This window comes from Acinetobacter sp. 226-1, from assembly GCF_030329325.1.
GTDB lineage: Bacteria > Pseudomonadota > Gammaproteobacteria > Pseudomonadales > Moraxellaceae > Acinetobacter > Acinetobacter sichuanensis.
The window spans coordinates 16,713-41,980 of record NZ_JACANU010000018.1 but is presented as its reverse complement, the minus strand read 5'-3'; the positions used below and the strand labels follow the sequence as shown (position 1 = coordinate 41,980).

Annotated in this window: 26 protein-coding genes; 14 read left to right on the top strand and 12 right to left on the bottom strand. The window is 39.3% G+C overall.

Translation table 11 applies throughout. From position 1 onward, the window contains the following. From HX124_RS16645 to HX124_RS16615, 7 genes are all read left to right on the top strand, one after another. Positions 1-2,586 (top strand): YadA-like family protein (locus HX124_RS16645; protein ID WP_286384178.1); only part of this gene is annotated, 2,586 nt, incomplete at its 5' end. 65 nt (positions 2,587-2,651) lie between these two features. Further along, on the top strand, positions 2,652-3,452 hold the full coding sequence (tpgA, locus tag HX124_RS16640) for a trimeric autotransporter adhesin/peptidogylcan-associated protein TpgA (RefSeq protein ID WP_107009042.1): 801 nt from the start codon (positions 2,652-2,654) through the stop codon (positions 3,450-3,452). A gap of 207 nt (positions 3,453-3,659) precedes the next feature. Beyond that, the gene (locus HX124_RS16635) at positions 3,660-4,085 is read left to right on the top strand and encodes a hypothetical protein (RefSeq protein ID WP_286378411.1); all 426 of its coding nucleotides are present in this window, start codon (positions 3,660-3,662) and stop codon (positions 4,083-4,085) included. Positions 4,086-4,433: 348 nt separating this feature from the next. After that, on the top strand, positions 4,434-6,263 hold the full coding sequence (gene ilvD, locus HX124_RS16630) for a dihydroxy-acid dehydratase (RefSeq protein WP_107009045.1): 1,830 nt from the start codon (positions 4,434-4,436) through the stop codon (positions 6,261-6,263). Between the two features lie 234 nt (positions 6,264-6,497). Continuing rightward, positions 6,498-7,832, top strand: a complete 1,335-nt coding sequence (locus HX124_RS16625) for a hypothetical protein (RefSeq protein WP_107009046.1) — start codon at positions 6,498-6,500, stop codon at positions 7,830-7,832. Next, complete coding sequence (locus HX124_RS16620) at positions 7,813-8,100, top strand: chorismate mutase (RefSeq protein ID WP_286378413.1); 288 nt, start codon at positions 7,813-7,815, stop codon at positions 8,098-8,100. The genes HX124_RS16625 and HX124_RS16620 overlap by 20 nt, the downstream gene beginning before the upstream one ends. A gap of 344 nt (positions 8,101-8,444) precedes the next feature. Then, positions 8,445-9,188, top strand: a complete 744-nt coding sequence (locus HX124_RS16615; protein WP_286378409.1) for a sulfite exporter TauE/SafE family protein — start codon at positions 8,445-8,447, stop codon at positions 9,186-9,188. A gap of 2 nt (positions 9,189-9,190) precedes the next feature. On the opposite strand, the gene HX124_RS16610 is transcribed toward HX124_RS16615, so the two are convergent. After that, positions 9,191-10,096, bottom strand: coding sequence for a LysR family transcriptional regulator (locus HX124_RS16610; RefSeq protein WP_286384177.1), 906 nt, complete (start codon positions 10,094-10,096; stop codon positions 9,191-9,193). Positions 10,097-10,290: 194 nt separating this feature from the next. Between HX124_RS16610 and dapB the strand changes: the two genes are divergently transcribed. Continuing rightward, positions 10,291-11,106, top strand: a complete 816-nt coding sequence (gene dapB, locus HX124_RS16605) for a 4-hydroxy-tetrahydrodipicolinate reductase (protein ID WP_107009050.1) — start codon at positions 10,291-10,293, stop codon at positions 11,104-11,106. Positions 11,107-11,161: 55 nt separating this feature from the next. Further along, entirely contained in the window at positions 11,162-11,812 is a 651-nt protein-coding gene (locus HX124_RS16600) for an START domain-containing protein (protein ID WP_286384176.1), read from the top strand. A gap of 58 nt (positions 11,813-11,870) precedes the next feature. On the opposite strand, the gene HX124_RS16595 is transcribed toward HX124_RS16600, so the two are convergent. Next, the gene (locus HX124_RS16595) at positions 11,871-13,043 is read right to left on the bottom strand and encodes an MFS transporter (RefSeq protein WP_286384179.1); all 1,173 of its coding nucleotides are present in this window, start codon (positions 13,041-13,043) and stop codon (positions 11,871-11,873) included. A 6-nt stretch (positions 13,044-13,049) separates the two neighbouring features. Further along, the gene (gene dkgB, locus HX124_RS16590; RefSeq protein ID WP_286384175.1) at positions 13,050-13,859 is read right to left on the bottom strand and encodes a 2,5-didehydrogluconate reductase DkgB; all 810 of its coding nucleotides are present in this window, start codon (positions 13,857-13,859) and stop codon (positions 13,050-13,052) included. Between the two features lie 116 nt (positions 13,860-13,975). On the opposite strand from dkgB, the gene HX124_RS16585 reads away from it, so the two are divergent. After that, a complete protein-coding gene (locus HX124_RS16585; protein ID WP_286384174.1) occupies positions 13,976-14,866 on the top strand; it encodes a LysR family transcriptional regulator in 891 nt (296 codons plus the stop codon). Here the strand turns inward: HX124_RS16585 and HX124_RS16580 are convergent. Further along, a complete protein-coding gene (locus tag HX124_RS16580) occupies positions 14,826-15,233 on the bottom strand; it encodes a hypothetical protein (RefSeq protein ID WP_286384173.1) in 408 nt (135 codons plus the stop codon). The genes HX124_RS16585 and HX124_RS16580 overlap by 41 nt on opposite strands. A 110-nt stretch (positions 15,234-15,343) precedes the next feature. Between HX124_RS16580 and HX124_RS16575 the strand changes: the two genes are divergently transcribed. Continuing rightward, positions 15,344-16,780 carry an aminotransferase-like domain-containing protein gene (locus HX124_RS16575; RefSeq protein ID WP_286384172.1) on the top strand — a complete coding sequence of 479 codons (1,437 nt, stop codon included), beginning with the start codon at positions 15,344-15,346 and terminating at the stop codon, positions 16,778-16,780. Between the two features lie 187 nt (positions 16,781-16,967). On the opposite strand, the gene ahr is transcribed toward HX124_RS16575, so the two are convergent. The 8 genes from ahr to HX124_RS16535 all read right to left on the bottom strand — a co-directional run bounded on the left by ahr (position 16,968) and on the right by HX124_RS16535 (position 22,190). Continuing rightward, a complete protein-coding gene (ahr, locus tag HX124_RS16570; RefSeq protein WP_286384171.1) occupies positions 16,968-17,990 on the bottom strand; it encodes an NADPH-dependent aldehyde reductase Ahr in 1,023 nt (340 codons plus the stop codon). Between the two features lie 40 nt (positions 17,991-18,030). Next, complete coding sequence (locus tag HX124_RS16565) at positions 18,031-18,585, bottom strand: DNA-3-methyladenine glycosylase I (protein WP_286384170.1); 555 nt, start codon at positions 18,583-18,585, stop codon at positions 18,031-18,033. A 27-nt stretch (positions 18,586-18,612) separates the two neighbouring features. Continuing rightward, positions 18,613-18,858, bottom strand: coding sequence for a hypothetical protein (locus HX124_RS16560; protein ID WP_286384169.1), 246 nt, complete (start codon positions 18,856-18,858; stop codon positions 18,613-18,615). Positions 18,859-18,889: 31 nt separating this feature from the next. Continuing rightward, positions 18,890-19,426, bottom strand: coding sequence for a M23 family metallopeptidase (locus tag HX124_RS16555; RefSeq protein WP_286384168.1), 537 nt, complete (start codon positions 19,424-19,426; stop codon positions 18,890-18,892). Between the two features lie 85 nt (positions 19,427-19,511). Further along, positions 19,512-20,546, bottom strand: a complete 1,035-nt coding sequence (mutY, locus tag HX124_RS16550) for an A/G-specific adenine glycosylase (RefSeq protein ID WP_286384167.1) — start codon at positions 20,544-20,546, stop codon at positions 19,512-19,514. 137 nt (positions 20,547-20,683) lie between these two features. After that, on the bottom strand, positions 20,684-21,052 hold the full coding sequence (locus HX124_RS16545) for an HIT family protein (RefSeq protein ID WP_286384166.1): 369 nt from the start codon (positions 21,050-21,052) through the stop codon (positions 20,684-20,686). A 55-nt stretch (positions 21,053-21,107) separates the two neighbouring features. Next, the gene (locus HX124_RS16540) at positions 21,108-21,848 is read right to left on the bottom strand and encodes a dienelactone hydrolase family protein (protein ID WP_286384165.1); all 741 of its coding nucleotides are present in this window, start codon (positions 21,846-21,848) and stop codon (positions 21,108-21,110) included. 183 nt (positions 21,849-22,031) lie between these two features. Next, positions 22,032-22,190 carry a DUF1328 domain-containing protein gene (locus tag HX124_RS16535; protein ID WP_004825834.1) on the bottom strand — a complete coding sequence of 53 codons (159 nt, stop codon included), beginning with the start codon at positions 22,188-22,190 and terminating at the stop codon, positions 22,032-22,034. 189 nt (positions 22,191-22,379) lie between these two features. Here HX124_RS16535 and HX124_RS16530 point away from each other — a divergent pair, with 189 nt between their 5' ends. The 3 genes from HX124_RS16530 (at position 22,380) to HX124_RS16520 (ending at position 25,165) form a co-directional block, all read left to right on the top strand. Beyond that, a complete protein-coding gene (locus HX124_RS16530) occupies positions 22,380-22,832 on the top strand; it encodes a YcgN family cysteine cluster protein (RefSeq protein WP_107009064.1) in 453 nt (150 codons plus the stop codon). A gap of 104 nt (positions 22,833-22,936) precedes the next feature. After that, positions 22,937-23,821, top strand: coding sequence for an alpha/beta hydrolase (locus tag HX124_RS16525; RefSeq protein ID WP_286384164.1), 885 nt, complete (start codon positions 22,937-22,939; stop codon positions 23,819-23,821). Between the two features lie 69 nt (positions 23,822-23,890). Continuing rightward, positions 23,891-25,165: a replication-associated recombination protein A gene (locus HX124_RS16520; RefSeq protein ID WP_286384163.1), complete on the top strand. Its 1,275-nt coding sequence runs from the start codon at positions 23,891-23,893 to the stop codon at positions 25,163-25,165. The last annotated feature ends 103 nt before the right edge of the window (positions 25,166-25,268 follow it).

The following is a 25,268-nucleotide window of genomic DNA, read 5'->3' as shown; positions in this document are numbered from 1 at the left end:
GGTCCATTCACAACCAATGGCAGCAGCTATAACAACATTTCTGATGCGATTGCAGATCAAGCGAAGAAATCGAAAACGACTGTGACACAAGGTAACAACATCACGGTGACTTCAGGTACTAACGCTGATGGTTCAGTGAACTATGAAGTGGCGACTGCGAAAGATGTGAAGTTTGATAATGTGACTGTCGGTCCTATTTCAATTTCCAAAAATGGTGTTGATGCTGGCAATACGCAAATTAAGAATATTGCAGCAGGTACAGCAGATAGTGATGCAGTTAACGTTAGTCAGTTGAATAAAGTCGTTAATCAGACTATTGAAAATGATGTAACGAAGATTATTGGTACTACTGATGGTAAAGCAAGTGAGCTATTTGAAACCTATAATGTCTCTGGTCAAAAAACTACAGATCGTCGTAACATTCTAGAAACTGTAACAAGCATTAATACGAAGGGTGCAAAATATTTCCATACGAATGCTGTAGATGAAACATTAGAAAGTGGTGTGATTGGAGAGACAAATGACTCTAGTGCAGGAGGCAAAAACTCTACAGCAATTGGTGTCAATGCAATTGTTGCAGATGGAGCAACAAGTACTACGGCACTAGGTCATAATACTTCAGCAACAGATGAAGCAACTCACTCAGTCGTTGTTGGTTCAGGTTCTAAAGTTGGTGGAGCATCAACGATTGCAATTGGTCATGGTGCACAAGCATTAGGTGATCAAGCAATTAGTATTGGTACTGGAAATATTGTCAAAGGTAATAATTCTGGTGCTTTAGGTGATCCAAGTATTGTTGATGGAAATAGCAGTTATTCTGTTGGTAATAACAATAAAGTTGTTACAGATAATACTTTTGTACTGGGTAATGATGTTACTCAAACCGTTGAAGGCTCAGTGGTATTAGGTAATAAATCAGCAGCAACAACAGGTGCTGGTGTTGCAGGTTATACATTTGCTCAGTCAACAGCGAAAGACCGTGATGCCATTAACAAGACGACCAGTACAACTGGTGCCGTTGCTGTAGGTGATGCAACGAATGGCATTTATCGTCAAGTGACAGGTGTAGCAGCAGGTACAGCAGATTCTGATGCTGTAAACGTTGCACAGTTGAAGGCGGTTGATCATCAAGTTACCAACACACAAAATACTTTAGTAAACAGCCTTGGTGGTGGTTCTAAAGTTAACCAAGATGGCTCAATCACAGGTCCAACTTACAATGTTGGTGGTGGTACACAAACCAATGTTGGTGATGCATTAGACGCTTTAAATAGTAAGGTGAATAATGTAGACGGTACTGCAAATGCTGGTTGGACAGTGAAAGCTGGTGATAAATCACAAACCATTAAGCCAAAAGCAACAGTTGAGTTTGTTGGTGATAACAATATCACTGTAACTCAAGAAAACGACAAAGAGGGTAATGCAAAACTTGCTGTCGAGTTGAATAAAAAGCTTGATGTTGAACAGTTAAAAGCTGGCGATACTGTGATTAATACTGGTGGAGTGTCAATTGGGCAAGTTGTACAGTTAGGCGGAACAGGTCTAATTATTCAAAATGGTCCAAGTGTAACAACTGCAGGAATTAGCGCAGGTAATAAAGTGATTACCAATGTTGCAGCAGGTCAGAAAGATACTGATGCTGTGAACAAAGGTCAGTTGGATAGCGCGATTAACAATATTAGCAATAAGGTTGATCAAGCAAATAACAATGTTGTTCAATATGACAAAAATGCTGACGGTACTGTAAATAAAGACAGCGTAACTTTAGGTGGTGGCGATAAAGGTACAACAATTACCAATGTTGCTGACGGTAAAGTGACGCAGGGTTCTAAAGACGCAGTCAATGGCGGTCAATTATGGAATGTTGAACAAAAAGTTAATCAAAATACCAGTGATATTAACAATATCAAAAATGAGATTAACAATGGTTCAATTGGCTTAGTTCAACAAACTGGAGGTTCAAAAGCTGATATCACTGTAGGTAAAAATACAGGTGGTACAACAGTGAATATGGCTGGTAAAGATGGTGATCGTGTCGTTACTGGTGTTAAAGATGGTGCAGTCAACAAAGACTCTAAAGATGCAATTAATGGTTCTCAACTACATGCACAGAAAGTTGAAACGAATCAAAAAGTTGTTGAGTACTTAGGTGGTGGTGCTGCGATTGACAATATTACTGGCAGCTTTACAACCGCACCGTCTTATACAGTCGGAGACAGTAAATACAATAATGTTGGTGGTGCTATTGATGCGTTGAATAAAGCAGATCAAGAGCTTGGTAATAAGATTAATAATGTAAGTAACCGTTTAGAGCAAGCATTCCAATCGACTAACCAACGTATTGATGATGTTGAAAAACGTGCAAATGCAGGTATTGCAGCGGCAATGGCGCTTGAAAATGCACCGTACATTCCAGGTAAATATACTTACGCAGCGGGTGCGTCATATCACGGTGGTGAAAGTGCTATCGGTGTGACTTTACGTAAAACTGCCGATAATGGTCGCTGGTCATTGACTGGTGGTATTGCGGCGGCGAGCGAAGGTGATCCAAGTGTACGTATCGGTATCAGTGGTGTAATTGACTAATTCACTAGACTAGGAAGATCTTCGGATCTTCCTTGGTTTTTCCCTATTTTAAGAGAGATAAATTAATGAAAACATTAAACACAATTTTGCTGTTCAGTGTGCTCAGCGGTCTAGTGACAACAATGAGTTCTGCTGCTGAAATTGATCCACAAAATACACCAGAAGAAATTAATTTTCCTGAAGTTAAAGACAGCTATTTAAAACAAGTTCATCGTTATGAATATGACGAAGTTGCACGTTTGGATAAAGGCTTAACAAAAGATCAGATCCGTTTTATTTTGGGTAATCCCCAATTTAATGAAGGCTTATTTTTTGTTAAAACATGGAACTATGTTTTAGATATCCGCCAACCAAATACTAACCAATACAAGCGTTGTCAGTTACGTGTAGATTTTAATAAAGATAAACTATCTGAAAATTTATATTGGAAAGGTGAAGAGTGCCAAGGCTTAATGGTCTATGGTGCAAATAACCAAGTTCCTCCACAGGTAGTTTATCCTGTAGATAAACAACGTAAAAATGCAAATGTCTTATTTGCATTTGATCGTTATGATCCACAAGCCATTGACCAAAACTATAGTTCAGTATCAACTATTGTTGAACAGATTAAGGTAGATAATCCTGAGCGTATCGAAATATCGGGCTTTGCAGACCGTTTAGGACAATATGCTTATAATCAACGTTTATCTGCAAATCGTGCGAATACAGTGGCTCAATTATTAGTACAACAAGGTGTAAATCCTAATATTATTTCTTTACAAGGAAATGGTTCAACAACAGCTTATCAACAATGCCAAGCAGGTGCTAAAACAGCAGGTTTGATCCAGTGTTTAGCGCCAAACCGTCGTGTAAATGTACAGTGGTAAAGTTGTGATACCGTGAGTTTTTAGAACTTAAGTATATTAATTTTATCTAAGTATAGATATTTGTAATGACCGAAAATAAATCGGTCATTCATTTATTCAAGAACTCATAATTTTGTTATTTTAGAGTGAATTGAGTTTGTAAAGATACTTTAATTTAGTTGATCATGTTGATTGTTTAAGTCAGTAATAGATGAGTAAGGAAATAGAATGTTAAAGAAAATAATCTGGATGTCTGTGGGTATTTTAATGGCTTGTAATGTTCAGGCTTTTGACAAAAAACAGATCAACCCTGAGCAGGACATTTGGGGAACTTGGACGATTCATAATGAAAAATTGAATTGTTCTGAAGTTTACCAGTTTTCTAAACCAAGTCAGTTAACTTATACAAGTAATGAAAAACGAATCACAGGTGATTTTGCTATCTGGAGAAGTATGCTTAATCAAGATCTCGACTTATTGTCAGTGCAAGTGAAGTCTGACAATAAAGCTGCTAGTTGTGGTGGACCTGCTATAGATATGACTAATGGTAAGTTACAACTAAATCTGAAGTGGATTTCTGCAACATCGGCAGAGTTATGCAGTGATCATGAAGCTAAATTATGTAGCGGTTTATATTTGATTAAACAGAAATAATGAGATTGTGAATCAAAACTTGGCTTCTTTGGAAGCCTTTTTAATAAAAGCTAAAGTGGAACTATTATTAATAAGTTTTATTTATGTAATTTTGAAAAAATATTCATATAAGTTTTGTATTGAATCTCTTCAAGATAGGTTTATATTAGTTTTCATTACTCAAGGCTTATGGCTATTCGTCATTGAATTTGTCATCCATCAAAATTGTATAAAAATGATCCATGCCTTGATCATCTGTTATGCAGCATCTTATAGTATGATGTAAAAATATTTCGCCTGATTATCAGTTTTAGTCTGCCAGAATGAATAATGACATTCATTTCAGCTCAAATAATGTTGGAAATACACATGCCTGACTATCGTTCAAAAACATCGACACACGGAAGAAACATGGCTGGTGCGCGTGGCTTATGGCGCGCGACAGGAATGAAAGATGAGGACTTTGGTAAACCGATTATTGCGGTGGTCAACTCATTTACCCAATTTGTACCAGGTCATGTACACCTTAAAGATTTAGGACAGTTGGTTGCTCGTCAAATTGAACAAGCAGGCGGTGTAGCTAAAGAATTCAATACCATTGCGGTTGATGACGGCATTGCCATGGGGCATGACGGCATGCTCTATTCATTGCCTTCACGTGATTTGATTGCAGACTCAGTAGAATACATGGTCAATGCACACTGTGCAGATGCGATGGTATGTATTTCCAACTGTGACAAAATCACTCCGGGAATGTTGATGGCATCTATGCGCTTGAACATTCCAGTGGTATTTGTGTCTGGTGGTCCAATGGAAGCGGGTAAAGTCAAAATCCGTGGCAATGAAAAAGCCATTGACCTTGTCGATGCTATGATTGTTGCAGCAGATGACAACTTTACTGATGAAGAAGTGGCTGAATACGAACGTTCAGCATGTCCAACCTGTGGTTCATGTTCAGGGATGTTCACTGCAAACTCAATGAACTGTTTGACTGAAGCTTTAGGTTTATCATTACCGGGTAATGGTTCAACTTTGGCAACGCATGCTAACCGTAAAAAGCTGTTTGAAAAAGCAGGTCAGTTAATTGTTGAAATTACCAAACGTCATTATGAACAAAATGACTATAGTTTATTGCCACGTTCAATTGCAACCAAAGCGGCTTTTGAAAATGCAATGACCCTTGATATTTCGATGGGTGGTTCAACCAATACAGTTCTGCATTTATTGGCTGCGGCACATGAAGCAGAAGTGGACTTTACCATGACGGATATTGACCGTTTATCTCGTAACGTCCCAGTCCTATGTAAAGTTGCGCCAGCAAAACAAGACGTTCATATGGAAGATGTGCACCGTGCGGGTGGGATCATGTCGATTCTTGGTGAGTTGGATCGTGCAGGTTTACTCGATACTTCGGTTCCAACTGTACATGAAAAAACCTTAAAAGATGCTTTGGATAAATGGGACATTATCCGTACTGAAGACGAAGATGTTTATCAATTCTTCCGTTCAGCACCGGGCGGTGTTCCAACGCAAACTGCATTCTCACAAGATCGTTATTATTCACGTTTGGATGGTGACCGTGAGGGTGGTGTGATTCGTAATGTTGCCAATGCATTCTCTCAAGATGGTGGTTTGGCAGTACTTTACGGAAACATTGCTTTGGAAGGCTGTATTGTAAAAACTGCGGGTGTAGATGACTCGATTTTGAAATTCAACGGCACAGCACGTGTTTTTGAAAGTCAGGATGCTGCTGTAGAAGCTATTTTGGGTGGAAAAATTACAGCGGGTGATGTAGTGGTGATTCGCTACGAAGGTCCACGTGGTGGTCCAGGTATGCAAGAAATGCTTTACCCAACCAGTTATTTAAAATCCAAAGGTTTGGGCAAAGACTGTGCCTTGTTAACTGATGGTCGTTTCTCTGGCGGTTCATCAGGGCTGTCTATTGGTCACGTTTCACCAGAAGCGGCTGAAGGTGGTGCAATTGGTTTGGTTGAAGATGGCGACCGTATCGAAATTGATATTCCAAACCGTACTATTCATCTTGCTGTAGATGAAGCAACTATGGCTGCACGTCGTGAAGTACAAGAAGCTAAAGGCTGGCATCCTGCCGAAGAGCGCCCACGTAAAGTCTCTAAAGCACTTAAAGCTTATGCAATGCATACCACGAGTGCTTCAAAAGGTGCTGTACGCGAAATTTAATTTTCACGCTGAATGATTTAATATTTAAAAAGCATCCATAGATTGGGTGCTTTTTATATGATTGAATGATTAGAATTAAATTTTTAGTGATGGGCTGTTTTATGCAGCATGGTGAAAAAATTTTCAATGTAAAATAAATTTTTTAAGCATCATATTGCAATGAATGGTATGCTTGAATGAGTTTCAATCAAATTTTTTCATCACATTATTCAGTGCTTTTTCGAGGCTATACTCATGTCACTGTTACGCCGTTGGTTTGATCCCATTAGATCGAGTTGGTTTTATGAAAAGCCAATACGTCAAGAGGTGTTATCCACGGAACATGGTCTACATATCTATTTGCGTTTAGATGATGTTTATAGTTATCTCGCTGTGCAGCAGTTGATACAACTCGATGATATTTTAAGTGCTGAATTAAAACCGTTGAAAATTATTATTTCAGATACTGCCGCAGAACCCCCCAATGGCATGACGATTGAAGAATGGCGTAAATATAGTTTGAATGACGCCAAGATTTTAGCGAATCAGCACCGTTTTAGTTATGATGAAGAAAAACCAGAACAACCCACTCAAGAAGCATTAAAACAAGCAGAAACCATCCTTCGTAATACGCCATTAACAGGTCAAAATTTTTTATATTTACTTGAAGACGTTTTTCATATGTTGTGGCAGCAACAATATGGAAAATTACGCATGTTATTTGTGATGGCAAGTAAACAACAAAAAGAACAACATTTTCCAGAGCGTATCTTTGATCATACACCTGTTCTAGAAAGTTATTTTGAGCTAGGTGGACGTAAATACCATGCAGTCGATGATTTGCTACGTTTAACACGCCGTTTAAAACAGCAAAAGTTATTGATTGATAACCCTATTTTCCTCATTAATCATATTGAATGGCGCGAACATTTAATGAGTGATGCAGAAGAACTTGCTGAAATTCAGGCAATGCATCCTGAGTTAAATTTATATATTGCGCTCGAAGATCCGATTAGTTGGTTGTTATTGGCTTATATCAAAGAAGAGTTGGCAAATTATTATAATATTCAATTGAATGTTTTTCCGTTAAGTTATCATGGACGAGACTTTTTTGATTGGAGTTTAGCAACACGTTTATCAAAACGTACTGAGGTAAAATTTACCCCATTTTGTCGTCCAACCGCAGACAGTATTTTGCATATGGCACAGTTATTTTATAGTGTTGAACAAGAGCAACGTGTTGATGCCATCTATACTATTTTGGAAGCAGTGTGGGCAAAAGGAAAAGATTTGTCTTATAAGGCACATTTGCAAGAACTACAACAAGAATTAGGTATTGAAAAATTAGTAGATTTGGATGTCAGTGAGTTATTAAAAATAAATGACCAACATTGTGCTGAGAAGCATCAACCTGATTTTCCTGTGCTTGAGTTAGATATTGAAGGAAAACGTTACGTATTTAATAGCTTATATCGTGTATGGATGATTGAAAGTATTTTCAGTAATGTGTTAGAACAGAAGTATAAAAGTGATAATGCTGCCGAGCTAAAATATGCCAAACAACTTAGCGATGAAAAAAGAGAAATGTGAATCACTTGAACAAGCACGTGCTTATATTGATGAACTTGATCAAGCCTTAATCGAAATTATTGCCACACGCCAATTTTATGTTGATCAAGCGGTACGCTTTAAACGTACTGCTGAAGATGTACAGTCGCCTGAACGTGTACAACAAGTGATTCATAAAGTTCGTGAAAAAGCCAAAGTATTACATACAGATCCTGACTTAGTTGAAAAGATTTATCGCGAGATGATTCAACATTTTATTCAACGAGAACTTAAAGAAATTAGACCCTAAAATATTAGATTTATCATATGAATTTTTTAAATGCCAGACATAAAATGAATGGTGAATGAATCATTAGGATAATCGTAAATAAAAGATTTTTCCTTATATAGATGTAGTCAAGTGCATTAAAAATGCAATCATAACGCGCGATGAAATATGACGAAGTTGGATCTATTCGAGTCTTTATTTTTGACTAAGAGCATTCCTGTTTTATAGCCACTATTTTATAAAGGGTTTTAATTCTAATTTTTCATTTAGCCTCAATATTTTATTGAGGTTCACTTCTGAAAAACGTGATATTTCATCTTAAAAAATTTCTGTAGCATGACCTAAAATATGACGAGGGGCGTGTCTTGATAGGTTTTGTGATTGCTGTCTTTGCAGTAGCAGGAATGATTAAAGGTACAATTGGCTTAGGTTTACCTGCGGTATCTATGGGACTTTTGACGCTGGTCATCAGTCCTTTTCAGGCAGCAGCTTTATTGATTATTCCTTCAATGGTGACGAATATTTGGCAACTTTTTGCTGAAGGTCATGTCATTCGTTTAATTCGCCGTTTTTGGATGTTATTACTGGGTATTATTGTTGGCTCAGTTTGGAGTATTTTTCCAACTTTAGGTCATTCGACAACTCATTTTCAGAGTGAAGCATTACTAGGCGCCATGTTAGCTTTGTATGGTGCGTATGGTTTATTTGCCAAAAATATGCCAAATCTTGCGCCTTATGAAAAATATTTATCGCCGATTGTGGGTTATTTGGGTGGTGCATTAACCGTTGCAACAGGTGTGGTGCTCATTCCTGTGGTGCCTTATGTTCAGTCTTTACAGTTAAAACGTGATGATTTAGTTCAAACTTTAGGTCTGGCTTTTACTGTATCAACATGTTGTCTAGCCGTTTTTTTACATTTAAATCCTGTAGAAAATACACCCATTAATTATCAATTATCATTGATCGCCTTAATTCCTGCTTTAATGGGGATGTGGTTAGGAACAAAAATTCGTTATCGCATTCCTGAACAAAAATTTCGTAAAGTCTTTTTTTGTGGTTTAGTGGTTTTTGGTGTGTATTCTGTTTTACACCAACTGGGTGTTGTTTAATTTTAGTCAACATCCAATTGATTTTTTTGAGAAATTAAAAATTGTGCAAAGTGTTGATAAGACGTATTTAAAATATCGAAATTTTGTGCTGCCAGAAGTAATTTACGATTTGCCCAAGTTCCACTTAGTTTAACTTGATGAAATTTATATATTTTATTTAAATGTTGTGCAGCACGTTTAGGAATAATCGCAATACCTACACTATTGGCAACAACTTGTGCAATTGCGGTGAAGTTGGGTAAACGTAAACGATATTGAATCGTACAATGCAGTTGTTTTGCTTGAGCTTCGATCGATTGTTGTAGTGAGTGATGTTGTATTAGCCCAACAAAAGGATAATGTAAAATATCGGCTAAATTAAGTATTTTTTCTTTTGCTAAATCATGATCTTGAGGGCAAATAAGCACTAAAGGATCATCAGCAAAATCTAAAGTATGTAAATGTTTTGAATTAAAAAAACTTGAAATTAAACCAAGCTGTGCGATGCCTTTTTCAAGCGCTTGGATGATGTCTTGGCTTTCAGCCTCTTTGAGTTCGATGTGTAAATGTGAATTTTCCACTAAATATTGAGGCAGCAATAAGGGTAAATATTCACTTTGCGCAGAAGAATTACACCATAACGTGATTTCTGTGATTAAGCCTTGTGAAAAGGGAAGCATCGCATTTTGTAATTGTTGGGCTTGTTGAAGTACTTGCTGTGCGTGTTCTGCAAATACTTGACCTGCAATAGTCAGTTTTATACCAGAGCTATGGCGAGTAAATAACGAAGTATGGAAATGTTGTTCTAGTTTTTTTACTCTCTCACTTGCTGCTTGTAAGGAAATCGCTGAGCATTCTGCACCTTTGGTTAGACTGCCATTTGCCACAATATTTAAGAAGAGTCTCAAATCAAAAAAATCAAAACGCATAATGAATAGCTAAGTTGTACTTTTGATTATCTTAAACTGAATTTTATCTCAGTAGGTCAAAGCGCACATTTTTTAACATGTAGCATGCAAATGAAAATAGAATTATTTTGAGGAAATGTTCTAGCGAAACTTAGCCTATACACAGAGTTTTGCTATAGTAGATCAAATTTTAAATCTAGATTTAGGAAGAACTCATGTCAACAGCTCCACGTATTGGTATTTTAGGCGCAGGCGGACGTATGGGTCGCACATTAATTCAAGCTGTACAACAAGCAGGTTATCAACTTGCAGCAGCAGTTGAGCGTCCAGAAAGCACTTTAATTGGTGCTGATGCAGGTGAACTTGCAGGCATCGGTGCTGTTGGTATTAAAGTTGTTGGCAGTTTAGAAGAAATTTTAAAAGATGTAGATGTGGTGATTGATTTTACTGCACCTGCGGCAACTGAAAATAACTTAAAACTCTGCCGTGAAGCAGGCGTGGCGATGGTGATTGGTACCACGGGCTTTTCAGAAGAACAAAAACAAGTTTTAAATGAATCTGCAACTCAAACTCCTGTGGTCTATGCAGCGAACTATTCAGTGGGTGTGAATGTTTCAATTAAACTCTTAGAACTCGCAGCAAAAGTTTTTGGCGACACTGTCGATATCGAAATCATTGAAGCACATCACCGTCATAAAGTAGATGCACCATCAGGTACAGCACTCATGATGGGTGAAGCAGTTGCCGATACTTTAGGTCGTGATTTGAAGAAAGTAGCAGTGTATGGTCGTGAAGGGCATACAGGTCCACGTGAGCGTGAAACCATTGGTTTTGAAACCATTCGTGGTGGTGATATTGTCGGTGAACATACGGTCATGTTTATTGGTGAAGGTGAGCGTGTTGAAGTGACCCATAAAGCCACCAGTCGTATGAACTTTGCTTCAGGTGCGGTGCGTGCAGCGGCATGGGTTGTGGGCAAAGATGCTAAAAAATATGACATGAAAGATGTTTTAGGTTTAAATGATATTTAAGCTTTTCTTATGATCGGTTAATATAAAAACAAGAAAACGATTTTGAATAAATAAAATGAATAAGACAGTGATGTTAATTGCTTGTGTAGCCAGTGCTTTGAGTCTGTCTGCGCAAGCAACTTTGCCAAGTAATGCTAAACTTAGCCTTAATAAAAATAATATTAAGGTCTGGACATATAAGGACGCAAATAATCCCGTTTTATCTTATAAGGCTGAAACCGTGATTGATGTGCCAATAGAAAAAGCTGTGGCTTTAGTGTTAGATGTTAATAACAGTCCAAAATGGGTTCCCAATGTCGCAAAAGCCGAAATCCTTTCACGTGATGATAAAAAGGGTGAATTTACGCTCTATATGGTTTTAGATTTTCCATTTCCACTGAAAGACCGCGATATGGTGGTTAAAGGCAAAATGTCAAAAGACAGTAATGGCACAATTACGATTAAAAATAGCGCAATTCAACAAGGTAAGGCACTCAATACGGATTATATTCGTTTAAAAGATTATTCAGGAGATTGGACATTTCAGAAACTAGGAGCAAACCAAGTCAAAGTCACCACCAACGGTCATGCTAATCCTGAAGGTGCAATCCCAGCCAGTGTTACCAATATGCTAGTCGAACAGCAGCCTTATCAGATGTTGCAAAAAATGAAAGCGGAGTTGGCTAAAAATAAGACATTGCCTGCATTACCTGAAATTTTAAAATAAATCGTGCAAAAGTGAAGATTTAAAAAATCCCACCTGTTTGATGGTGGGATTTTTTTATTCAGGATTCAGAAGAATACGCAAGTTTTGGCTGAGATAAGCGCATTTGCAGCCAAACCAAGAGCAGACCCAAAGCGGTGAGTAATGCACCTGTAATCGATACCATGACATAGCTCATGCCCAGACTGAGTACGGCACCGCCTGCTGCTGCACCCACAGCATTTCCTAAGTTAAATGCCCCAATATTGACAGATGATGCCAAACCAGGCGCTTCATGTGCCACAGACATGACGCGCATTTGTAAGGGAGGAACCACAGCAAAAGCGGCTGTTCCCCAAACCACCAATGCCAAAGCAGCACCAATTGGCGTGGTTGCCAAAATAGGGAAGAGCAACATTGACAGCATCAGCAACAACAAAAAACCAGTCAGGGTTTTGGTTAAGGATTTGTCTGCAAATTTACCGCCTAAATGATTTCCAATCGAAAAACCCACCCCGATCAGCACCAGCATGAGCGTAATAAAGCTTGGACTTGCATGGGTAATATTTTGCAGTGTTGGGGCAATATAGGTGTACAGGGTAAACATTGCACCTGCGCTCATCACAGTGGTAAGTAAGGCAAGCACGACAGGCAGACGGGTCAGCACCTTTAATTCAGCTTTGACATTGGGACGTTGTCCCGCAGTTCCCTCAGGCAATGCCTTCCATAAGCACAGCATGGTAACGACACCCAAAACAGCAATAGCGGCAAAGGACATGCGCCAACCAATATTTTGTCCGACCCATGTGGCAAGCGGAACACCGCCAATATTGGCAATGGTCAGCCCCATAAACATAGTGGCAACGGCACTGGCTTGTTTTTCTTTAGGCACAACACTGGTTGCAACAATCGAACCTATCCCAAAAAACACGCCATGATTTAAACTGGTCAGGATCCGTGCGCCCATCAGTCCCCAATAATTGGGTGCTATGGCGGCTAAAATATTTCCGACCGTGAAAATACTCATGGCAAGGATCAGGGCTTTACGTTTGGAAAAATGTCCAAACCATAGCGTCATGATCGGTGCACCAATCATCACACCCAAGGCATAGGCAGTGATCAGCATACCTGCGGTGGGAATGGAAATATTCAGGTTTTCCGCAATTTGTGGCAAGAAGCCCATGGGGGAAAATTCTGTGGTGCCAATGGCAAAAGCCCCAATGGCAAGCGCAAATAAAGGGAAATTAATTTTTATTTTGCTTTAGTCCCAAATCGGCGCTAAGCCTTCAGGATCAACTTCTCGTCCGTTGCGTTCCAACTCTGCAATCATCTGCATTTCTTCAGCAGTCAGTTGGATGTCCTGTGCTTTTAGATTGGCGATCAGATTTTCACGTTTGGTTGATGATGGAATCACAGAGAAGCCTTTTTGCAATGCCCAAGCCAAGGCAATTTGTGCAGTTGACGCTTGATGATGTTGAGCAATTTTAGCCAAAACAGGATCTTGCAAGACTTTGCCATATGCCAACGTCATATATGAAGTCACATCAATATTTTGCGCTTGTAAAAACTCAACAACTTTACGGTTTTGTAAATACGGACTGAGTTCAATCTGATTGGTGGCAATATTTTCCACACCCACCGCAGCAATCGCTTGTTGGGTCAAATCAATATTGAAATTTGAAATACCAATATGTTTGGTCAGACCTTGCTGTTTTGCCTGTAACAGGTTTTGCATCATTTCAGCCACGGAAATACCTTTACTTGGCGCAGGCCAATGGATCAGCGTTAAATCCACAGCATCTGTTCTGAGTTTATGTAAGCTGTCTTTTAAACTTGGAATCAGTTTGTCTGCTGAATAATATTCTGTCCAAATTTTTGTGGTGATAAATAACTCATTTCGGTTGATTTGGCTTTCAGCAATGGCTTGCCCCACTTCTGCTTCATTGCCATAGATTTGTGCCGTATCAATAGAACGATAACCAACATCCAAAGCCGTTTTTACCGAATCAATGACGGTTTGACCTGTTAAACGGAAAGTTCCGACACCGAATTGCGGAATGATCGTATTCATGGATATTTCACATTGTTTTTGAGATTATCTGTATTGTGCAAGATTTATTGTTGCGGACAAATACAATATTCTGCAAAATATTATTGATTTTTAGTCAACAATAAACTGTGATAAAAATGAAATCCACCTTAGAAGAATTACAGGCATTTATCTCTATTGTTGATAGTGGCTCCATTGTTGGGGCAGCAGAGCAGTTGCACCAAACTACTTCGGGCGTGAGTCGAGCTTTACAGCGTCTTGAAACCAAACTCAATGTAACTTTGCTTGAACGCACCACACGCAAATTAAAATTGACGCAGGAAGGGCAAATATTTTTAGAAAAAGCCCGAAAAATCGTTCATGACCTGAATGAAGCAGAAGATGCCTTACTCAAATCAGACAACGATACTTCAGGCATTGTACGGGTTGACTCCGCAACGCCTTTTGTATTGCATGTGATTACGCCGTTGATTCCTGAGTTTCTCGCGCTATATCCCAATATTCAGATTGAACTAAACAGTAATGACCAAATTATTGATCTGCTTGAACATAAAACAGATGTCGCCATTCGTTTTGGACAATTAACCGATTCAAGTCTACATGCTCGCTTGTTGTGTAAGAGTCGTTTATATATTGTGGCAAGTCCTGAATATTTAGAAAAAAATGGCAAGCCGCAAACGCCAAAGGACATTCTCAACCATCAACAAATTGGCTTCAGTAAAGTGGCACATCTCAATACTTGGCCGATTCAGGTTGATGGTCAGTATTTGACGATTCAGCCTCAAATTAAAGCATCAAGTGGAGAAACCGTAAGACAATTATGCGTAGGTGGATTTGGGATCGCACGCTTATCTGCATTTGAAATTATCCAAGATTTAAAGCAAGGGCGATTGGTGGCTTTATTTGAAGATCAAATCGAGCTATATGAGCAGAGCATCCATGCCGTGTACTATCAGCAAGAGCACTTGCCGAAGCGTGTCCGTTTATTCATTGAGTTTTTAGCGCAAAAGCTGTCAAAGTATCGATAGTTTTTTGTGGCGGTAAATCCAAACTGAGCAGATTTTGTTTGCTGTTTTGTGCTTGATTGACCAAACGTACTTCGAAATGTTGAGCAGCATCCTGCTGACATTCAAAATTTAAATTCTGCTGTGTCGGCATGTTAAGGCGCATGTTGATGTCGTTGCTAACACGATAGGTGTACGCTCTGATCGGTGCTGCATGTTGTAAACTCGGTTGCAGATGATCAAGTTGATATTCGCCCAATCGTTGCGTTTTTAGAAAGCCTTCAATCAATGATTTACAAATAAAATGCTGTTGCTGTGCGATTTGATTGGTGGCTTGGGGTTGGCAGGCACTGAGCAATAAAGCTGTCGTTAGCAATGTGAATATTCTCATTATTTTCTCCTTTCAAATCATTTCAGTTGCAAGATGGGGCTGTGAAAGAAGCATAAATCTGATAGTTTTATAGGTACAGATACAACAAATACTAAAATTTGGGTACAGATATGGCATTTCAATACCAAAGTTTGGCACAGCAACTTGCACAGAAAATTTATTGTGGCGAATTGACAGTCGGGCAGCGTTTGAGTTCATTGCGTCAATTTGCCGAGCAGCAAAGCATTAGTCTGAATACTGCAAAAAGTTGTTATGAATTGCTTGAAGCACAAGGCTTGATTTATGTGAAGGAAAAGTCAGGTTATTTTGTGCAATCACAACAGGATGCACAACGCATCGCTGTGCCTGATCATCCGAGTTTTCCATCCCGACCACGTGAAGTGTCAAATTTAGAATTACAAATACAAATTCATGAAGCCTCTGCCAATAACCGTTTGGTACATTTAGGTTCGATCCAGTTATCACCTGATTTTGTGCCTGTAGAAGCGTTGAGACGTTCGATTCAACGTGCACTAAAACACTGTAAACCTGAGGATTTTTTATATAATAATCGGCAAGGTCATCCCACTTTACGGGAAGCGTTGTCCGCGCATTGGGCAGAAGATGGTTTTTATATTGCCAAAGAGGATATTTATATCAGCAATGGTTGCATGCCTGCATTGTCAATGATGATTCAGAGTGTTAGCCATGAAGGTGACAGTATTATCGTGCCCACCCCCAACTATAATGGGCAATTGCAATTGTTGGCATTGTTAAAGCGCAAGATCATTGAAATTCCTGCCAATACCGAGGGTTTTGACTTAGCGCGTTTAGAACAAGCCATGCAAAAATCAGGTGCAAAAGTCTGCTTATTGACCGCAAATTTTCAAAATCCTTTGGGTTTTTGTCTGAGTAATGCTGAAAAAGAAAAAATTGCTCAACTTGCTGAAAAATATCAGTGTTATGTAATTGAAGATGACATTTATGCCGAATGTAGTTTCAATGCCAAACGTCCTTTACCGATCAAATATTGGGATCGTGCAGGCTATGTGATTTATTGCAGTTCGATTTCCAAGTCTTTATCGCCGTCTTATCGTTTGGGTTGGTTTTGTTTGCCACAGCGCTTGAAGCATTTACATGCCAAGTTGATTTTACAAAATGTGTCAGTGAATACGCCGTTGCAGTTGGGACTTGCCGATTTGATTTTTAGTCGGGCGTATCGTCAGCATTTAAGTGAATTGAGACCTAAATTGATGGCACAGGTGGAGCAATATCGTCAGTTTATTTCGCAGGCTTTTCAGGGTGTGGAAATTCGATTGAATCAACCACAGGGCAGTTATGCATTGTGGCTACAGTTTCCTGAACAGGTGGATAGTTTGGCGCTGTATTATCATGCGCAAAAACACAGTATTAATATTGTTCCCGGTTTAATTTTTGGTGAAGATAATCGTTATAACAATTGTATTCGGTTAAATGCAGGGCATCAGTTATCGGATGAGATTCGAGCGGCGATTGTGTTGTTGGCAGATTGGGTGAGAGGGGAGTTATCTGCTGAGGATGTAGCTTAAAATCTCCCCTCTTGCGTAGCTTTGCTACTCATCTTTAAAAAGAGGGGGATATTACGAATCTGCTTAATATTAGATTCGAACATCTCCTCCCTTTTTTAAAGGGAGGTTGGGAGGGATTCTATTGAACAGAAAAAGTAAGTCAAAAATTATCACGTCCGATAGCAATTAAAGAGGTTAGTACGGTTTATTAAAAATCCGCCTTTAACACAATGCGATAACGTGCCTGTCCTGAGTGTAGTCGCTCCAAAGCCTCATTAATTTTCGACATTGGATACAGTTCGATTTGTGGGGCAATATTTTTACGTGCTGCAAATTGTAGAAGCTGACGTAGAGCAAAAGGCGAACCCGTTGGCGAGCCTGTCACTGATTTTGCGCCACTGATTAAAGTTCCCGCAGGAATTGGCATTGGGTCAAGAACCATACCGAGCATGTGAATCGTACCATTGGGTGCAAGTGTATTCAGATAGGCTTTCCAATCTAGGCTGACATTCACCGTACACAGTAAAAGATCAAATTTGCCACGCTGTGTTTTTAAAGCATTGGCATCACGGCTATTGACCACATGATCTGCGCCCATGGCTTTGAGTTCATCGGTCTTATCCAGACTTGAGGTAAAAGCTGTAATTTCACAGCCCCAAGCTTTCAGCAGTTTAATCGCCATATGACCTAAACCACCAATGCCAATGACACCAACATGGTGAATGGCTTGAATCTGATGTTTTAAAATTGGGTCAAATACCGTGATACCACCACACAGTAAGGGTCCTGCACTTTCAGGATCTAAGTCTTCAGGTAGGGGAATAATCCATTGCCAACCTGCACGGACTTTATCGGCAAAACCACCTGCATGCCCGACTATGGTCGCTTTCTTTTCACCTGTACAAAGGACTTGTTGACCACTGACACAAGGATCACAGTATTGGCAACTTTCCGCAGTCCAACCAATTCCAACACGCTGTCCGACTTTTAAGCCTTTGGCTTCTGAACCAAGTTGAGTAATCGTGCCAATAATTTCATGACCACCCACTACAGGATAAACTGCATTGCCCCATTCATTGTTGATCACGGAAACATCGGAGTGACAAAGTCCGCAATATTCGACTTTGACTTCAACTTGATGTGCTTGTAATTCGCCTGCATCAAAGTCAAAAGGTACAAGTGCAGCACCTGCCTCTAAGGCAGCATAAGCATGGATGGTATTATCAGTCATGTGAATCCTTCCTGTTATTTTCAGTTTTTAATAAAAAATATCAACGAAATGAACAATCATTTTCATGGTCATTGACCATACCGACAGCCTGCATAAAAGCATAGATCGTGGTCGGTCCAACAAATTTAAAGCCTTTTTTCTTTAAGGTTTTCGATAACTGTTGACTGATTTCAGTCTGAGCAGGGGCGTGTTTGTAGTCAGGTACATCATTGATCTGTTGTTTCTGATCGACAAAATCCCATAGCCATTGGACAGGATCTAAACCTTCGGCTTTCATGTTTTGCCAAGCGATTGCATTGTCGCGGATTGCTTTTAATTTTCCGATATGACGAATTAGACCTGCATCCTGTAATTTATATTCAAGATGCTGATCGGTCAGTTGTGCAATTTCAGTAATAGGACGATGAAAAAAGTGCGTCCGATAAGCTTCGCGTTTTTTCAGGACGGTAATCCATGACAGACCTGCTTGCTGACCTTCCAGACACAGCATTTCAAATAAATGCTGTTCATTGCGATTGGACTTGCCCCATTCATGATCATGGTAATGGATATAAATCGGGTCATTGGAGCACCAGCCACAACGCTTATTTGTCATTTTTAAGTGCTCCTGAATTTTATTTTTTTAAAGTTTAAATTCGACCCATTGATCGGTTTTATTGTCCCAATAAAATAATTCAGACTGTTGCATCTCGTTGAAATTTAGCCACAAATCTTTGCCTGTCTTATCTGCAAAACCTGTACTGATCAGTAAAGCTTCATCGGTGATTTCCATAATCCAGCCTTGATGGCTTTGTCCATTAAAGACAATTTTTTGTTGATTACCTGATTCTGCAAATTCAACTAAACGCTCAAGTACTGCTTCTGACATGGAATATTCCTAACTGATTTTTTCAACAAAACTATCTTAAATAAGGGTAAGGGTTGACTGCGCCACGACCTTTACCGTTTAAGTATAATCCATAGTGCAAATGAGGGGCAGTGTGTCGTGCATTTCCTGTATTGCCGACATAGCCAATTAAAGTGCCTTTTTTGATATAGTCACCTTCTTTTAAGCCACGTTTATGTCCATTTAAATGTGCATAATAATGATAAGCACCACTAGGACCCATGATCCAAATGACAGTGCCACCTAAGTTATTCCCTTTGAGGCTAGTCACTAAGCCTTCAGTTGTACTATAAACCTTTGTTCCACGTGGAGCCATAATATCAATGCCCTCGTGACTGCGCCCTGCACTACGAGATGCTCCCCAAGTGTCAGTCAAATTTTTTGCTTTAATCCCTTCTACAGGAATGGGCAAACGATTTGGCATCGACATGGATTTTAGTTTTAAAATCGTATTTTGCGGTAAAGGACTTGGTTTTTTAGGCGTAGTGGTACATGCACTGATTAAAATAGCAAAACATGCAATCAAACTATAACGAAAATAAAATGACACAAGAAATCCTAATTATTCATTATTCAAGTTTTAAAAATACAAATAAAAATTGAAAATAAGTTGTGAAGACCTATGTCTGAATATGTCATATCTCAATGGCTGAGATCAATTTTTTCATAGCAGTTGGGATGCCCATTTGTGTAGCTTTTTGTGGCGAAAGCCATTCACCTGTCAGTTCAGCTTGCAGATATTCCTGTTGATCAGACTCAATCTGGAAAATATGAGCATTTAAAATCCATGTGAAATGGGTAAAGCTATGCGAAATTTGTACGGGTTCAACTTTGGAAATCAATTTAAAACGCTTACAGATATTTTCAAATTCAACATCATCTTCAAAAATGGGCAAACTCCATAAACCACCCCATAAACCACTGTTTGGACGTTGTTGCCATAACCATTGCTGATTGGATTGAATCAGTAAAACTTTGGCTGTTTTTACAGGGACAGGTTTTTTCGGTTTCTTATAAGGCAGTTCAGTTTCTAAACCTTGTTGATGTGCCTGACAGTGCTGTTGCATTGGACAATACAAACATAATGGTTTTTTCGGCGTGCAGATGGTTGCACCCAAATCCATAATGGCTTGAGTATAGTCATGATTACGTTCAGTTGGACACAGCATTTCTGCACGTTGCCACATTTCCCGTTCATGAATGGGTTTACTCAAATCATCTTCAATGGCAAAAAAACGTGCCAATACACGTTTGACATTGCCATCCATAATCACGCCATACTGACGTAAACCGAGCGACATCAGTGCGCCACCAGTAGAAGGTCCGATCCCAGGTAGCTCAACCCATTGTTCAAGCGTTGCAGGAAAATGTCCTTGTCGACTCACAATTCCCGCCGCTTTATGTAGATTACGGGCACGGGCGTAATAACCCAGACCTGCCCAATACGGAGCAACATCATCCCAAGTGGCTTGTCCTAAGTCATCCACAGTCGGAAAGCGGCTCATAAAACGCTCAAAATATTGTAAGACCGTTTTGACCTGCGTCTGTTGCAACATGATTTCAGAGACCCATACTTTGTAGGGATCATCTGCAACTTGCCATGGCAAATCATGACGTCCGTGTTGATCGAACCAAGTGAGCAGGGCATCTGAAAAGGAGAATTGCGACATAAAAATCATGAAAAATAATGGAAAAATAGGTCATCAGTATAGCGAATAATGCACAATTTTTAACAGAATAGAGGACGAAAATCAGACTATAAAAAAGACGCTTTAGCGCCTTTTCTACTTTAGATGGGAATCATCAGTTATTGATCACTGACTACGCCCCAACGTTTATCTAATTTTAAATTTTCATTTTTATAGCGTGGGATGATATGAATATGAAAATGTTCGAGTTGATCATCACCAAAGACATTACCGTCATTAAATGCGACATGAAAACCTTCAGCATGATGACGGATTTTTAGTTCATTACGTGCAAGTTCAAGTAAAGTTGATAAACTATTACGTTCTTTTTCAGTCAGCTCAAAAAATGAGTCGGTATGGCGCAGAGGAATAATGACTGAATGACCTTTAGATAAGGGATTTGTTTCAGGTAAAATCACCCCAAAATCATTTTTATCAATAATGTCAAATTCGTCAAATTCACAATATGGGCATTTTTTATCAGTCATTTTATCTTCCTCTTTCAATTTTATTTAAATCAAGACATTCGCTATAGACTTTGAATTAAGCGAGTGTACGGTCTAGAAGTTGATACATTGCAGCTAAGCCTTTTTGCTCTGCTTCAACGTTATATCCTAAGTCGACATTATTTGCTTTTGCACGTTCATCTGCAAGAGTATTACTAAAGCCATGTTTTGCACCTTTAAATACAATCACTTCATATTTCACTTGTGCAGCAGTCATTTCTTGTTCAAAGCTTTCAATCGCTTCAAGTGAAAGCATGCTGTCAAGTTCACCATGTAAAACTAAAAGTTCAGCTTTGATATTTTGAGCATCACCTTCTTGACGTGGTGAAACATTAGCAGCGTGGAAAGTCACAACTGCTTTTAAATCCGCACCAGTACGTGCAAGGTCTAACACCACTTTACCACCATAACAAAAACCAATGGCAGCTAAACGTGTTGCATCGACTTCTGGTTGAGCTGCCAAAGTGGCTAAGCCCGCAGTTGCACGGTCAACAATCGTATTGGCATTTTGGAAAGTTTGTGTCATCCATTCACTGGCTTGAGGTACATTTGTTGTGACTTTTTTGTCGCCATACATATCAATGGCAAGAGCTGCAAAACCATGTTCTGCCAACTCGCGTGCGCGTTGTTCAGTGTATTCAGTACGTCCCCACCATTCAGGAGCAACGATCACACCTGCAACAGCTTGTGTGGATTCAGGGGCAGCAAAATAGCCAATAAGTGTCGTACCGTCTTGTGCTTGGTATTGAATTTCACGTGTTGTTATTGCAAATGTCATTATTAAATCCTGATTAAGATCGGCAAGAATGACATTGATTAAAGCATAAATATGACAAATTCAAATGACTAATTGCATCATTAGTCGTAAATAAATGTGAGAAATTATAAATTTAGTGGGTAAAACATCGATAAAAAAAGAAGGATATCTATCCTTCTTTTTTTATTTATTTAATAAGTAAATTTAAACTTTTCCCCTAGAGATGAAACCCACAATCGCAAGAATTACTGCGACGACCAAGAGAATGACCGCGAAGTCTTTTGACATACCTGCGACGCCACCAAAACCAAATAGACTCGCAACTAATGCAATCACTGCAAAGATTATTGCCCAACGAAACATAGTTTTTCTCCAAGTTGTTGTTATCTTTTTCAGTATATAAAAAGCCTCATCCGCAACATGTATAGTTCTGTGCAATTCATGTGAAATGCCAAACAAAAAACGCTTGTTTTGTGAGCAAATGTAAGAGTGAATATCATTTATGAATACTGTTATAATCATTTTGTAAATGAGTTAAGGATTATTTGGGATATGTCTGCTGAGATTCGACCACAATTTTGGAAAACCTTGACCTTGACTGAGCTTAATCAAGCAGAATGGGAAGCCTTATGTGATGGTTGTGGGTTATGCTGTTTGGTTAAATTAGAAGATGAAGAGAGCAATGAAGTTGCATATACCAAAGTTTCCTGCAAGTTACTTGACTGCCAGACTGCTCAATGTTCTGACTATCCCAATCGGATGCAGTATGTTCCTGATTGCATTCAACTGACCCCAGAAAAATTACAACAAATTCATTGGTTGCCTTCGAGCTGTGCTTATCGTCGTTTAAATGAAGGCAAAAATTTGCCAACGTGGCATTATTTAAATACGGGATCACGTCAAAGTGTGATTGATGCGAGAAAATCTGCAGCAGGGCGTTGTATTTCTGAAGAACAGGTCGATGAAGAACAAATCGAAGATTATATTGTGCGTTGGGTTCGATAATCCTCATAAAATAATTGATAATCATTATCAATTAAAAGTATGATCATTCCATTAAAATGGAGTGAATCAATAATGTTGAAAGTGGCTTATGGTATCAACTCATCATGTGCTATGTGTTGGCGCTCAGCTTAAGCACGACAAGCATAGCGGTATATGCCAAGCCTGATTTAAGACCTTTAGGTGCCAATATTGCATATGAAGGCTCAGCCTATTATCAGTTCAAAACGCAAAAATTTCAGTCAGCCGATCAGCAAAGAAATTATCAGGTCTGGTTGGGTATTCCTAAAAATCACAAACAAAATCAACAATCCGCTGCCATTTTTATGCTCGATGGTAATTCTGTCATGTCACGCTTAAATGACACTATGCTAAAAAAACTATCTGAACGGGATGCGCCTGTTTTGGTGGCAATCGGTTATCAGAGCAATTTACCTTTTGAATCAGCAGCACGTTCTGTCGATTATACGCCCGCAGATGAGACAGGAAAAATAATGCCTGATCCACGAAATCCCGAGCGCATGACAGGTGGCAGTGTGCAGTTTCGTGAGTTGATCATACATCAGATTCAGCCATGGGTACGTCAGCAGGTGGCACTTGATCCGCAGCGAACAGCACTATGGGGACATTCTTATGGTGGATTATTTGTCCTTGACACTTTACTGAATACAAAAGATCAGCCATTTTCACACTATTTCTCGGCAAGTCCTTCACTGAGTTGGGCAGATACACGTATTTTAAATGCAGTTGCCAAAACAGATGCAGCACAGTTACAGCATAAAAAACTGGTGGTAATGGAAGGTGATCAGGTGCAGTCACAAGCTCGGGTCAGTATCAATGCTGATCGTGATATGATTCAAAATAATCGTCAATTGGTGCAAGATCTGGCGCATAAAGGTGTTGATGCAAAGCTAATTTTGTATCCACTTCTAAGTCATGGACAGGTTTTTCAGGCAGCATTGATGGATGTATTGAACAATCAATTATTTTAAAACGGGACATGTCATCTGATGGACTTTCCATAGTAGACTAAGAACAGCATTCACCAATCGAAAAGTCATATGTCCGACACTCAAATCCCTCTTCCTGAACGATTACGCCCACGCGATTTGTCTGAAATTATTGGGCAAGATCATCTGTTGGGGGCTGGTGCGCCACTGCGTCAAATGATTGATCAAGGACATTTACCCTCGATTATTTTTTGGGGACCACCGGGGGTAGGGAAAACCACAATTGCCTTGCTTTTGGCTCAAGCGGTTGATCGACCATTTGTCAGTTTATCTGCGCTCAATACTGGGGTAAAAGAACTGCGGGAAGTGATTGCGGAAAGCGGTGATTTGCTGACACCTGTGGTTTTTATTGATGAAATTCATCGCTTTAACAAGTCACAACAAGATGCGCTGTTAAATGCAGTAGAAAAAGGCAAGATTACGCTGATAGGGGCAACCACAGAAAATCCATCTTTTGAGGTGAATAGTGCATTGTTGTCTCGTTGTCAGGTTTACACTTTAAATGCTTTAAGTAATGAGGCAATTCAGGACTTGATTTTACGTGCAATTCAGCAAGATCGCTTTTTAAAAGAAAGATATATTCAAATTGAAGAGTTTGATGCATTGGTGCAATTTGCCGCAGGTGATGCACGTAAGGCACTGAATTTGATTGATTTGGTTGCAAGTACGTTTGAAGCTGAAGTCGAAAATATTGTCACCAATGCCATTGTTGTTAAAGTAGCACAGCAAAATATTGCACGCTATGACAAATCAGGTGAGCAACATTATGACTTAGTGTCGGCATTTATTAAGTCCATTCGGGGCAGTGATCCAGATGCGACCTTGTATTGGATGGCACGTATGCTAAAAGGTGGTGAAGATCCTGTCTTTATCGCACGTCGGATGTTGATCGCCGCTTCGGAAGACATTGGCAATTCAAATCCGAATGCTTTGTTGTTGGCAGGTGAATGTTTTCGTTCGGTACAAGCTGTCGGTATGCCTGAATGTCGGATTATTTTGGGACAATGTGCGGTCTATTTGGCGACCAGTGCCAAGAGTAACAGCACTTATTTAGCCATTAATAAAGCCCTTGAACTCGCAGAAAAAACCTCAAATCTGCCTGTGCCTTTACATTTACGAAATGCACCCACCAAGCTGATGAAAGAACAGGGCTATGGTGTAGATTATCTCTATCCGCACAATTATCCCGAACATTTTGTTTTACAGGAATATTTGCCACCTGAGCTCAAAGGGACAAAACTGTATGAATCTGCACGTAATAAGCGTGAAGTGGAAGGCGAACGTTTACAGCAACGCCGTTGGCAACAAGAGCAGCAACAGCAATAGTGAAAAGTAGAAAAAAATAGTAAAAATAGAAAAAGCCCAAACTAAAATACTGTTCTAAAGTAGAGAAAGATTTAGAATAGATCATAACTAGTTTGGGCTTTTA